This is a genomic window from Acidisoma sp. (assembly GCF_035492295.1).
Taxonomy (GTDB): Bacteria; Pseudomonadota; Alphaproteobacteria; order Acetobacterales; family Acetobacteraceae; genus Acidisoma.
Window position 1 is genome coordinate 42,604 of the sequence record NZ_DATJJK010000198.1, and the last position, 12,253, is coordinate 54,856.

At 66.0% G+C, this 12,253-nt stretch carries 13 protein-coding genes; 6 read left to right on the plus strand and 7 right to left on the minus strand.

All coding sequences use genetic code 11. The annotated features are described in order from the left end of the window. Positions 1-213: 213 nt before the first annotated feature. The 6 genes from hydA to VL752_RS15310 are packed head-to-tail and all read right to left on the minus strand — an operon-like array spanning position 214 to position 6,157. On the minus strand, positions 214-1,656 hold the full coding sequence (hydA, locus tag VL752_RS15285; protein ID WP_325356719.1) for a dihydropyrimidinase: 1,443 nt from the start codon (positions 1,654-1,656) through the stop codon (positions 214-216). Then, entirely contained in the window at positions 1,653-2,342 is a 690-nt protein-coding gene (locus tag VL752_RS15290) for a GntR family transcriptional regulator (RefSeq protein WP_325356720.1), read from the minus strand. The genes hydA and VL752_RS15290 overlap by 4 nt, the downstream gene beginning before the upstream one ends. Continuing rightward, the gene (locus tag VL752_RS15295) at positions 2,339-3,283 is read right to left on the minus strand and encodes a dihydrodipicolinate synthase family protein (protein WP_325356721.1); all 945 of its coding nucleotides are present in this window, start codon (positions 3,281-3,283) and stop codon (positions 2,339-2,341) included. The genes VL752_RS15290 and VL752_RS15295 overlap by 4 nt, the downstream gene beginning before the upstream one ends. Next, positions 3,280-4,413, minus strand: a complete 1,134-nt coding sequence (locus VL752_RS15300) for an NAD(P)/FAD-dependent oxidoreductase (RefSeq protein ID WP_325356722.1) — start codon at positions 4,411-4,413, stop codon at positions 3,280-3,282. The genes VL752_RS15295 and VL752_RS15300 overlap by 4 nt, the downstream gene beginning before the upstream one ends. Before the next feature lie 11 nt (positions 4,414-4,424). Then, entirely contained in the window at positions 4,425-5,849 is a 1,425-nt protein-coding gene (locus tag VL752_RS15305; RefSeq protein ID WP_325356723.1) for an NAD(P)/FAD-dependent oxidoreductase, read from the minus strand. Further along, positions 5,846-6,157: a (2Fe-2S)-binding protein gene (locus VL752_RS15310; RefSeq protein ID WP_325356724.1), complete on the minus strand. Its 312-nt coding sequence runs from the start codon at positions 6,155-6,157 to the stop codon at positions 5,846-5,848. Before VL752_RS15310 ends, VL752_RS15305 begins: the two co-directional genes overlap by 4 nt. A gap of 94 nt (positions 6,158-6,251) precedes the next feature. On the opposite strand from VL752_RS15310, the gene VL752_RS15315 reads away from it, so the two are divergent. The 5 genes from VL752_RS15315 (at position 6,252) to VL752_RS15335 (ending at position 10,514) form a co-directional block, all read left to right on the plus strand. Next, positions 6,252-7,061, plus strand: a complete 810-nt coding sequence (locus VL752_RS15315) for a transporter substrate-binding domain-containing protein (protein WP_325356725.1) — start codon at positions 6,252-6,254, stop codon at positions 7,059-7,061. Between the two features lie 28 nt (positions 7,062-7,089). Further along, a complete protein-coding gene (locus tag VL752_RS15320; protein ID WP_325356726.1) occupies positions 7,090-7,761 on the plus strand; it encodes an amino acid ABC transporter permease in 672 nt (223 codons plus the stop codon). Beyond that, the gene (locus VL752_RS15325) at positions 7,761-8,468 is read left to right on the plus strand and encodes an amino acid ABC transporter permease (RefSeq protein WP_325356727.1); all 708 of its coding nucleotides are present in this window, start codon (positions 7,761-7,763) and stop codon (positions 8,466-8,468) included. The genes VL752_RS15320 and VL752_RS15325 overlap by 1 nt, the downstream gene beginning before the upstream one ends. Further along, positions 8,428-9,183, plus strand: coding sequence for an amino acid ABC transporter ATP-binding protein (locus VL752_RS15330; RefSeq protein WP_325356728.1), 756 nt, complete (start codon positions 8,428-8,430; stop codon positions 9,181-9,183). The genes VL752_RS15325 and VL752_RS15330 overlap by 41 nt, the downstream gene beginning before the upstream one ends. A gap of 62 nt (positions 9,184-9,245) precedes the next feature. Then, positions 9,246-10,514 carry a DUF763 domain-containing protein gene (locus VL752_RS15335; protein WP_325356729.1) on the plus strand — a complete coding sequence of 423 codons (1,269 nt, stop codon included), beginning with the start codon at positions 9,246-9,248 and terminating at the stop codon, positions 10,512-10,514. Here the strand turns inward: VL752_RS15335 and VL752_RS15340 are convergent. Then, complete coding sequence (locus VL752_RS15340; RefSeq protein ID WP_325356730.1) at positions 10,486-11,349, minus strand: GGDEF domain-containing protein; 864 nt, start codon at positions 11,347-11,349, stop codon at positions 10,486-10,488. The genes VL752_RS15335 and VL752_RS15340 overlap by 29 nt on opposite strands. Positions 11,350-11,671: 322 nt before the next feature. Between VL752_RS15340 and ahpC the strand changes: the two genes are divergently transcribed. Beyond that, positions 11,672-12,235, plus strand: a complete 564-nt coding sequence (gene ahpC / locus VL752_RS15345; RefSeq protein ID WP_325356731.1) for an alkyl hydroperoxide reductase subunit C — start codon at positions 11,672-11,674, stop codon at positions 12,233-12,235. Positions 12,236-12,253 lie beyond the last annotated feature (18 nt).

Genomic DNA, 12,253 nt, shown 5'->3' on the forward strand with positions numbered 1-12,253 from the left:
GGCCGCAGGACGAAATGCGCCAAATGGCACCCGCCATCCGGTGGTGCGCGCAATTTCTGCACATCTGCCGCGGCCGGAGACAAGGGGGATGCCGCATCGCAGGCATGACGCATGACACTTCTGCCCAAGAGAGCATAAATCGACGCATAGGTTGTCTCGTCAAATCTTGATGCGAGGCAGACGGTCCCGGCGCGACAGTGCCGTCAGTCTCCCTCAGTCTACCAGAGCGGCATCGAACCCCCCTGGCACCAGGCCTCGCGGCCGCGCATCCGGCGAAAGCTCAGCCGCTACAAAGCGCCCCTGCCCTTCCGGGACCGTCACCCGACCATCCTCCATCACCACCCGGCCCCGGGCGAGGGTCATGAGCGGCCAGCCTGTGACCTCCAGTCCTTCATAGGGGGTGTAGTCGATCGCATGCTGCATCAGGGCATTCGTCAGCGTCACGGCGCGGCCGGCATCCCAGATCACAAGATCGGCATCGAAGCCCGGCGCAATGCTGCCCTTGCGCCCATAGAGGCCGAAGCGCTTCGCCGGCGTGGTCGCGGTCAGCGCCACGAACGCGTTCGCCGTGATGCGCCCCTTCGCCACGCCCTCGCTGAAGGTGATGGCCATGCGGGCGGCCAGCCCTGGCACGCCGTTCGGGATACGGGTGAAATCAGCCGTCTCGCCGTTGATCGCCTTGCCATTCGGACCCTCATAGCTATAGCCGCAATGATCCGATGAAATAATGTCGAGCGTACCGGCGCGGATCGCGGCCCAAAGCCCCTCCGCATCCCCGGCCTCGCGCGGGCTTGGGCTGCACATGAATTTGGCCCCCTCACGCCCGGCACGCGCCATCTCGACCGCCGTCAGCACCAGGTATTGCGGACAGGTCTCGCCGGTCACCTTCACGCCGCGTGCCTGGGCGCGGGCGATCTCCTCCGCCACCTCGGCACAAGAGACGTGGAAGATGTGGATCGGCTGATCGACCAGTTCGGCCAGCGCGATGGCGCGATGCGTCGCTTCCCGTTCCACGACCTTCGGCCGTGACAGGGCGTGGGAGGCCGGCTCCGGGCGGCCGGCGCGCAGCAGCGCCGCCGAGCGCCAGCGGATGGCCTCGTAGTTCTCGCAATGGACGCAGACGGTTGCCCCCAGGCGCTTCGCAACGGCCAGGACCTTCAGATACTCCGCATCGGTCACATGGAAGGGATCGTAGGTCAGAAACATCTTCAGGCTGCGCACACCGCCGGCAATGATGCCCGGCAGCTCGCCGCGCAGAACCGCCTCGGTCGGGTCGGTGATGATCTGATGCAGTGCATAGTCGATCGGAGAACGGGCGGCACGGGCAGCGTATTCCGCCGCATGCGCGCCGATCGGCTGGCCTTTGAACTGGGGTGCGAACGGAATAAGCGTCGTCGTGCCACCCGCGAAGGCCGAGCGCGCGGCGCTTGCGAAACTCTCCTCATGCACCGAGCCGTCGCCTTCCAGCTGCTCGACATGGCAGTGGCTGTCGATGCCACCGGGCAGCACCAGGCGGCCGGTGGCGTCGAGCACCCGGTCGCCGTCGAGATCGACGCCGATTGCGGCGATCGTCTCACCGCGGATCCCGACATCGGCGCAGAAGGTGTCCCCGGCGGTCACCACGGTGCCGCCGCGAATGACGATGTCATAGCTCATGAACGGGATCTCCTTTTGGGGGCGGCGGCATCGCGGCCGCTCATGACATCCAGCATCTCGGCCGCCACATTGCGCAGATGCGTCACCATCGCCGCGCGGGCGCGGCGCACGCTGCCTTCGAGGACGGCATCCAGAATGGCAAGATGTTCGGCGGCATCCCGTGCGACACGGCCCGAGGGGCTGGTCAATTCGAAAAGCCGTGTTGCCCGTCGCAGCTCGCGGATGATGCGGACCATGACACCGTTGTTGAGCGCCTCGGGGAAAAGCAGATGCAGCCGGTCGTCCATCTCCCAATGGGCTTCGTTCTGGACCTCCTCCCGGCCGAGTGCGACCACCTCATCGCGCATCGCCTGGAGCAATGGCTGCGGCACACGGCCAATGGCAAGCTCCACCGCCTCGCCCTCGATCAGCTCGCGCACCTTCAAAGCCTGGAAGAATTCCACCGCCTGAACGCGGCGCACGGCATAGGAGCGCGACCCCTGCTTGATCAGCAGACCTTCGGCCGCCAGACGCAGGATCGCCTCACGGATCGGGGTGCGGGAAATCTCCAGCTGCTCCGCCAACCGCCCCTCCACGACAAGGCTGCCACCCGGCAGCTTGCGCGTAAGGACGAGACGGCTCAGCGCGTCATAAGCGCGTTCGGCCAGACTGCCCTCGCCCTCAAGGCTTTCCGTTTGTCCGCTCAAGCTTTGCCCTCCGCAATAAGCCCGGCCTCGATCAACGCCGTTCGCAGCGCCGCGATTTCCGCCTCCGGAAGCGCCGTGATGGGCGGGCGCGGCAGGGGATTATCCCAGAGGCCGAGCAACGCCATGCACGCCTTGAGCCGCGCGGTCGCCAGCCCCGTCGGCGCGCGGCCGTAGATGGCATTGGCCAGCGGCTGGATGCGGGCATGCAGCGCACGGGCGCCGGCGAGATCCCCCGCCCGCACGGCGGTGTCGAGTGCCACGATCTCACGCGGCATCAGGACGGCGAGGCTGACGAGGCTGCCGTCGCTCCCCACCACGAAGCAGGAGAGCATGTGCTCGTCGCCCGAGGCCATCATCGCCACATGCGGCGCCGCCTTCTGCACCAGGCGGCGGTTCTGGTCGTAACGGTTGCTCTCCCAGCTGCCTTCCTTGATGCCGACAACTCCGGGCAGTTGCACGAGCGCCTCCAGCACCTCCGGTCCATAGGCCATAGCGGAGGAAGCCCCCGCCTGATAGAGCATCAGCGGCCGGCCGCAGGCCTCGCCGATGCGGCGGTGATGGGTCACCGCCATCTGCGTGTCCTGGGACAGCGACCAGGAAAAGGGCGGAAAGACCAGCACAACGTCCGCCCCGGCTTCGGCCGCATCCTGTGCATCCCGCGCCGCCTCCTCCGTCGCTTCCGCGACCACACCCGAGACGATAATGTGCCGGTGCCCGATCATCTCGGCCGCAATCTCCGTCACACGGCGCCGTTCCTCTCGGCTGAGCAGGAAATTCTCTCCCGCATGGCCGTTGCACAGCACGCCCACGATGCCTGGAATGCCGACGAAGCTCCGGAAATGCGTGGCCAGCAGCGGCTCGTCGATCGTGCCATCCGCCCGAAAGGGCGTCAGCGTCGCGACATAGATGCCGTGGAAGGGATGCTCGTGGGAAGGGATCACGCTGTTTCCTCAAGCTTAGCTGGGGCGGGCTTCATCAACCGCGCCGGGTCGAACAGAGGCAATTCGGGCTCGCGTCCCAGGATGCGCTCCGCAAGCAAGTGGCCCATATAGGGCGCGCTGGTATAGCCGGAATGGACGCAGCCTATGACGTAGGCCTCTGCCAGACCGGGCAATGGACCGATCATCGGCATGGCATCCGCAGTTTCGGATTCGAGGCCGAGCCAGATGCGCACCACCCGCGTCTCGCCGAGCGCGGGAATCGCATGGCGGGCGAGTTGGATATTGCCGATGAGATTGTCGGGGATCGGCTCCACGCCGCCACGCACCGGGTCTCCCTTTCCCTGCCAGCCGCCGCCAATCAACACCGTGCCGTTCTCGAACTGCTTGAGCGAGAGAAGGCCATTGGCGATACCAACAACAGAGCGCATCACGGGCCGCATCCGTTCCGTCACCACCAGCTGGTTGACGAGGCACTTGATCCGCACATGGAATCCAAGCCAGGCGAGCATGGTTTCCAGCCAGACCCCGCCCGCGAGCACCAGCCTGCGCGCGCGGAGCGCGGGCGCGCCGGCAGGGCGGATGACGTAGCCTGCGTCGGAGACCTCGATCCCTTCGACGCCATGGCCTTCGAGAAGCGAGACGCCGGCCTCGGTCAGCGCCGCCCGATAGGCGCGGCCGGTGAGATAGGCCGTCACATGCCCGTCCAAGGCGCAGAAGGCGGCGGCGCGGACTGCGGGATTGATGCCGGGTTCGATCGCGCGGACCTCTTCCGGGGTCACGATGCGGATGGGCGCTCCCATGGCGGAACGCGCGTCGGCGCGCTTGAACAGCATCTCCTCCTCGGCCTCCGTGAAGGCAAGGGAGAAGCCCGGGGCCGAACGGGCACCAACGTCACGGCCGAGCCAGCGCTGCGCATCCAGCCACAGTTCCCGCCCCTTCATGGCATAGGGGATGAGGGCGGCGCGCGTCATGTGCAGTGTCAGCGTGCCGGCATTCACGCCCGAAGCCTCGCGGCAGATCTCGCCGCGGTCGATCAGCGCCGTGCGCATCCCTCCGCGTGCGAGCCAAAGGGCGGCGGTCGCCCCCATGGCGCCCGCACCGATCACCGCGACATCGACCTCCTGTTCCATCCCCGAACCCCTCATACCGGCGCCGGGGGCGGCAATTTGAGATCGGCATAGGCGACAGTACCCGCCAGCTGATCCAACGGCAGCGGGCGGAAGGGCGTGCGTCCGGTGAAGTACCCAGCCTGTTCGCGGCTGCAACCTTCCGCGGCCAGCGCCGCGCCGATCACGTCGCCGCAGATGCGCCCCTGGCAGGGACCCATGCCGCAGCGTGTCCAGGCTTTCAGCTGGTTCAGCGTGCGTGCTCCTTCGGCGGCGGCGGCCGTGATGTCGGCCCGCGTCACATCCTCGCAACGGCAGAGCACGGTCTCGGGCGGAATCGCCTCCACCTGCGCCGGGCGGAGCGCCATGAGCCGCGCCATGGCGGTGCCGAAACGCCGCGCGCGCGCCGCACTGCGCCGCAACGGCGCGGCCGCCGTCTCATAGGCCTGCTGCGAAAGGGCGCCGAGGTCGCGAGCTGCGACCAGCCCGGCAAGCCTGCCATCGCAGGCGGCGGCCGCCGCACCCGCCAGCCCCGCCCCGTCGCCCGCAACGTAAAGGCCAGGCACGGAACTGCGGTATTCGGCGTCGAGCGTGGGCACCCAGCCGCCGCGCAGCGCTTCGAAATGATGCGTGGCCCGGAGCAGGCGGGTGATGTCGGTGGAGGCGGTGAGCCCATTCCCCACGGCGACGGCATCGACCTGAAAGATGCGGTCGATGTCGTCGAGCGCCGCACCATTGGCGGCGACCGGCCCGACCGTTACTTGCACCTGGCCTTCCGCTACCTCCTCCACCAGGCGGATCGCATGACGGTAGAGGATCGGCACGCCCGCGTTCCGAAGCTTTGCCTGCCAGAGGAAGCCGCGCAGCGCCAGATCCGGCCGGGAGGCGAGCGCCGGCCAGTCGGCCAGCCATTCGCTGCGGGAGGCGAGATCGATGATCGCCGCGACCCTGCCGCCGGCCTTGAGGATTCCGATGGCGACCGCCAGCAGCAGCGGCCCCTGCCCTGCAAGCAGTGTCAGCTGCCCCGGCAGAATACCCTGGGACTTCAACATGATGGTGGCAGCTGCGAGACCCACCACTTCTGGCCGCGTCCAGCCTGGGAAGGGCACCACCCGTTCCTGCGCGCCGGAGGCGGCAATGACCGCGGGGGCCTTGCGAGAGACTGGCCCCTCGGGGCTCAGCGCATCGACCCGGAAACCCGGCGAGACGGACCAGACGGTATGGTCGAACAGCGTGATCGCCCGACTTTCCCGCAGCCTGTCACGTAGGCCAACGCCGGTGGGATCGGCCTTCCGTACGAGCTCGCCGGAGAAGGCGCGCGGCGTGGCGCGATAGACCTGTCCACCCGCCTCGGGCGCCTCGTCCATCAGCGTCACCGCAAGCCCATGCCGCGCCGCTTCGATTGCCGCTTCCACGCCGGCCGGACCGCCGCCGACGACAATGAGATCGGCCTCGCTCACGGGACGGTCCCCGACGCAACCACCATGCCCTCGGCTACCTCCAACCGGCAGGCCGGGCGGCGCACGCCATCCGCGACCACGGTACATTCCTGGCAGAGACCCATCCAGCAGAAGCTGCCGCGCGGCGCATCAATCCGCGGGCTACGGCGCAACACCAGGATGCCGGCGGCCCGCAAAGCGGTCGCCACGGATTCGCCCCGATAGGCATCGATCGGCCTGCCATCGAAGAAGAAGCGAACAGCCTCGCCTCTCTTCACGCCGGCCGCACGAAGCGTTTTCGGCTTTCGCGATGATTGACTTTCTTCCATTCCGATGGTTCTTTTGTCGACGAACGGTATACGATTGGTATACGATTGGTATACCGACGAGCGACGCGATGCAACCTTGAAAGGGGTGACTACCATGGGTGCCTTCACCTGGATCGGCCGAATTGCCGGCCTCGCCTGCCTTCTTGCCGCGCCTGCCGCCGCCGAAGCCCATAGCCTCGACGAAATCCTCTCAGCCAAGACGCTGGTTGTGGGCATCAATCCCAACCTGCCGCCGCTCGGCTCCTTCGATGCTCAGAACAAGATCCAGGGGTTCGATGTCGACCTCGCCGACAAGCTCGGCACCATGCTGGGCGTGAAGGTGCAGTTCGTGCAGGTGAACTCGGCCGACCGCGTGCCCTATCTCGTCACCGGAAAGGCCGATGTGATGATGGGCGCCCTCACTCGCACCCCGGCCCGCGCCCAGGTCATCGACTTTTCGCTGCCGATCCAGACGGAAGCAATCAGCGCCCTGGTGAAGGACAGCGCAGCCTACAAGACGATGTCCGATCTGAACTCCGCCAGCGTCAAGCTGGTCGAGGTGCGCGGCACCACGCCGCTCGACTACGTGAAGCAGAACCTGCCCAAGGCACAGGTTACGCTCTATGACAACTACCCCGATGCCGTCCGCGCCTTCGAACAGGGCCGTGGCGACGCGATCGTGGACGTGGTCGATTATCTCGGCACCTATACGAAGCAGTATCCGGCCAAGACCCGGGTGCTGACGGACAAGAATGCGTCGGTGGACTATGACTGCATCGGCCTCGCCTTCGGCAATGCGGCGCTGAAATCCTGGCTCAACGTGGCGCTCTACGAGATCGAGACGGACGGCTTCCTGAACGACACCTATAAGAAATGGTTCGGCATGGCGCCGGCCTATCCGATCCCCGTCACGCCATATTTCTAAGAGCGACGAAGGAGGGCGCATCGGGTCCATGCATTACGTTCTGCACTACGGCCAGATTGCGCCTTACCTGCCCTATCTGATGGGCGGGATGCTGATCAGCCTCGCGCTCAGTATCCTGTCCTTCGCCGGGGGCATGGTCCTCGGCCTTTTCTTCGCCATCCTACGTAACGAAGGAGGGATACTCTCCCGCCTGGTGCGTTGCTATGTCGCCTTCTTCACCAATACGCCGCAGCTCGTGCAGATCTACGTGATCTATTTCGGCCTGCCCGATTTCGGAATTCTGTTCTCGCCCTTCGCCGCCGTGCTCATCGGCATGACGCTGAATGCGGCGGGCTATCTCACCGAGATCCTGCGCGCGGGCCTCGCTTCCGTTCACACCCAGGAACTCGATGCCGCGGAGACGCTCAACATGAACCGTTGGCAGACGCTGCACCATGTTATCTTGCCGCATCTTTTCCGCGTCACCATGCCGGCCCTGACCAATCAATACATTCTCATGACGCTGGGCACCTCCATGGCCGCGATTTTCGGCGTGGAGGAACTCACCGGTCGTGCCTTCAACATCAATTCCACCACCTTCCGCTCGATCGAAATCTTCACGACGGTCGCGGGTCTTTACGTGATCGTCACCTTCATCGCGACCATTCTACTTGCTCTCTTCGGCCGCTTCGCCTTCCGCGCCCGGGTTCCGGTGCTGTGATGCTGAGCTTCCTGCTCGCGGAAATTCCGCGCCTTTTCACAAGCTACAATATCATCCTTCTGCTGCACGCGGCGCTCGTCACACTCGCCCTTTCGGCGGTCGGCTGCGTCGTGGGCCTGCTGCTCGGCTTCGCCCTGAGCCTCGCGCGCACCTCCCGCCGCCCGATCCTGTGGCCCTTAAAGATCCTCGCGCTGCTCTATGTCGAGATCGTTCGCCGCGTGCCCTTCCTGATCACGCTGATGATGTTCTTCTTCGGCGCGCAGGTTCTGGGCTTCAACTTCTCGCCCCTGCTCACCGCCTTCATCGCAACCTCGGTGATCTCCACCGCCTTCGTCGCCGAAATCGTACGTGCCGGATTGTTGGCAGTGAGACCGGCGCAGATCGAGGCGGCGGCGGTCATGAATTTTTCGGCCTGGCAGAGCTTCTGGCAGGTCCGCCTGCCCCAGGCCTGGCCGCTCATCCTGCCGCCCGTGTTCAGCTACTTCGTGCTCTTCATCAAGGACACGGCGCTGGCTTCCCAGGCCGGCGTGCTGGAACTGACCCAGGCCGGCAAGATCCTCACCACCAAGGGGTTCTCGGCCTCCCTCGTCTATGGCGCCGTGCTGATCCTCTATTTCGTGATTTCCTATCCCCTGGCCCGCCTCGGGACCCATCTGGAGAGCCGCCTTGGCGCAACTCGACATTCGCGGCCTCGTCGCGCGGTATAACGACACCACGGTGCTCGACGGGATCGACCTCACCGTCGAACGCGGCGAGATCGTCAGCCTCATCGGGCCTTCAGGCTCGGGCAAGAGCACGCTGCTGCGCGTCATCACCGGCCTGCTGCGCCCGCGCGCGGGCGCGGTTTCCATCGGCGGCGAGGCGATCGACTACGGCGACCGCCGCTCGCTCCGTCGCGCGCGGGAGAAACTCGCCATCGTCTTCCAGCAGTACAACCTGTTCGGCAATATGAGCGTGCTGCGCAACGTGATGGTGGCACCCGTAACCATCAAGAAGCGGGCGCGAGCCGAGGTCGAAACGGAGGCCCGCCTGCTGCTCGGCAAGGTTGGCCTCGGCGACAAGCTGGATGCCTATCCGGACGAGCTTTCCGGCGGCCAGCAGCAGCGCGTCGCCATCGCCCGCGCCCTCTGCCTGAAACCGGACATCCTGCTGCTGGACGAGGTAACCTCCGCGCTCGATCCCGAGCGTGTGGGCGAGGTGCTGGACACCATCAAGCTGCTGGCGGCCGAGCATATGACGCTCCTCATCGTCAGCCACGAGATGAGCTTCGTGCGCGAGGTGTCGAACCGGGTGGTGTTCATGGCCGATGGTCGCGTTCAGGAAGCGGGACCGCCGGCGCAGATTTTCGATGCGCCGCAGATGCCGCGCACCCAGGCCTTCGTCAGCCGCATCATGCGCCACGGCGCCGCGTCCGACGCCTGAACTCTGGCTCCCGCCGCCGCTCCCAGGCATGATGGGGCGCATGACGCTTCGGGACACTTGCCATGGCTCAGCGCGCCGGCAGCGCTGACCTGCCGCTGCATGGGGGGCGTGTGCCCGCCTGGCTCGGCGAGCGAATGACGCGCCTTGGCGCGATCATCACGGAAGCCATCGTCATCGAATACGGGCGGGAGGAGATGCTGCGGCGCCTCGCCCATCCCTTCTGGTTCCAGTCCTTCGGCGCTGTCATGGGCATGGACTGGCATTCCTCCGGCATCACCACCAGCGTCATCGGCGCGCTCAAGCGTGGCCTTGCGCCGCGAGCGAAGGATCTCGGGATCCATGTTTGCGGCGGCCGCGGCAGCCATTCCCGCAAGACGCCGGCCGAGTTGCTGGCGGTGGCCGAGCGGGTCGGGCTGGACGGCGGCGCCCTCGGCCGGGCGAGCCGCCTCGTCGCGAAGGTGGACAGCGCGGCCGTACAGGACGGTTTCGGCCTTTATCTGCACGGCTTCATCGTGACCGATGACGGGCAGTGGGTTGTGGTTCAGCAAGGGATGAACGAGGAGACACGCCAGGCTCGGCGCTACCATTGGCTGTCCGAAGGGCTCACGAGCTTTTTGGACGATCCTCATGCTGCCATCGAAGGTCAGAGCACAGGCGAGATCGTCAACCTCGCGGACCGCCGGGCGGACACGTCACGCCAGCGGCAGCTCGACCTGCTCGCCGATCTCGGGCCGGACCGGATCGCACGCGAAGCGGCGAAGCTGGAAGCGAAACCGGCGCCTCCCGCCCCCCAGGGAGAGCTTTTCCTGCCGCATCTCACCATGCCGGCCCATCACGACGTCCGGGCCGAGGATGTGGTTGCACGCCGTCTTCAGGGCAACCTGCGCGCGGCGGCCGAATGCGGGCCACGCGATTTCGCCAATCTCCTGCTCGTCCCCGGCGTCGGCGCCCGCACGGTGCGGGCGCTCGCCCAGGTGGCAGAGGTCGTGCACGGCGCGCCCTATCGCTTTGGTGACCCGGCGCGCTTCTCCCTCGCCCACGGCGGCAAGGATCGCCACCCCTTCCCGGTGCCGCTGAGAGTCTACGATCAGACCATTCGCGTGCTGAAATCGGCGATCACCCGCGCTCATCTCGGCCATTCGGACGAGCTGGCCGCGCTCCGCCGGCTGGACGCCGAAGCGCGCCGGCTGGAGGTGGCTGCCGATGACAGGCTGGTTGAGACGGTGATCGCCGCGGACATCGCGCGCTCCCACGACTACGGCGGCATGAGCGTCTTTGGCCCGGAACCGCCGCTCTCCAGCGTCAGGCCGGGGAGAAGGCCGCTTCGATGACGGTCGCGCAGCGGCCCGCCGCTTTGGCGCGATAGAGCGCTTGGTCGGCCCGACGGAACAGGTCTCGCGGCAGCATCTCCGGCGTCCGCAGGGCGAGTCCGATCGACGCGGTGATGGGGATGAGATGGCCTTCCCAGGGGATCGGCTGGGAGAGCGCGAGCTCCGCCCGCCTGAATCGCCAGTCGAGAAAAGTCCGGTCGATGCGCCCGCGCCAGAGCAGGGCGAATTCGTCCCCGCCATAACGAGCGAGGAAAGCGAGGCCGGAGAAGCTCCGCCGCAAGCGGTCGGCCATCACGCGCAGGCACTCATCCCCGGCCTCGTGGCCCCAATTGTCGTTGATCTGCTTGAAATGGTCGAGATCGACGAGGCCCAGCGCCGTCACCTCGGGCGCCCGGCCATGGATCACGTCATGCCACTGCGCCTCGAAGGCGCCGCGATTGGGCAGGCCGGTCAGGGCATCGTATTCGGCACGTTCGCGCAGCCGCGCCAGAGCCTCCCGCTCGTGCGAAATGTCCTGCTTGGTGCCGAAAAGACGGACGGGCTGGCCGTTCTCGATCGCGACGCCAGCATTGAGTCGCATCCAACGCTGCGTGCCGCCCGCGGTCCAGATTCGCGCCTCCATCGTGAAGGCGCCGCCATGCCTCAGCACATGGGCGCGCAGCGCCTCCATCTTGTCGCGGCTCTCATCATGATACATGTCCACGATGGCGGCGCGTTCGAGCGGTGCGCCGTGCGGCAGGCCGAAAAGGTCGTAGACACCGCCCGTCCAGCTCAGCCGATCTCCCCGCAGATCATACTCCCACGCCCCAACGCCGACGAAATGGCCGTCAGGCAAAATCGCCTCCTCAGAGCTCCAGCGATTTAACAAAGGGTGATCGATCTGCCTGCTTCTCCCTGGCCCTGCTGGGCGTTGCGCCGCGATGGCGCGCGAACCCAGCGAGTTTCCTTCCGTCAAAAGTCGGGTGTCCTGCAGGTTGTGGTTCGTGACAACTAAAATTCTTTAACCGAACCAATTTTCGCCGGCGGTTCTGCGATCATGTCGCGCTCATAGATAGAAGCTATCAATTTTGTCAGATTTATCTATTTGGACTATATGGTGCAGTGCACTATGTTGCGGTGCAGCGCCAGACGGCGCCCTCTCGTCAACAGGAGATCGCATGTCCGTCATCAACAGCAAGATCAAGCCCTTCAAGACCCAGGCTTTCAAGCAGGGCAAGTTCATCGAAGTGTCCGAGCAGGACGTCCTCGGCAGCTGGGCCGTCTTCTTCTTCTATCCGGCCGATTTCACCTTCGTCTGCCCGACCGAACTCGGCGACGTTGCCGACCATTACGAAGAACTGCGCCGCATGGACGTGGAGGTCTATTCCGTCTCCACCGACACGCATTTCGTGCACAAGGCCTGGCATGACGCGTCCGACACCATTGGCAAGATCCAATACACCATGCTGGGCGATCCCTCCGGCACCGTGACCAATAATTTCGGCGTGATGCGTGAGGGTCAGGGCCTCGCCGACCGCGCGACCTTCATCGTCGATCCCGAGGGCGTGATCCAGGCGATCGAGATCACCGCCGAGGGCATCGGCCGCAACGCGAAGGACCTGGTCCGCAAGATCAAGGCCGCGCAGTATGTCGCAGCCCACCCGGGCGAAGTCTGCCCCGCGAAGTGGGAAGAGGGCGAGAAGACGCTCGCTCCCTCGCTCGACCTCGTCGGCAAGATCTGAGCCTGCCCGCCGCCCGGC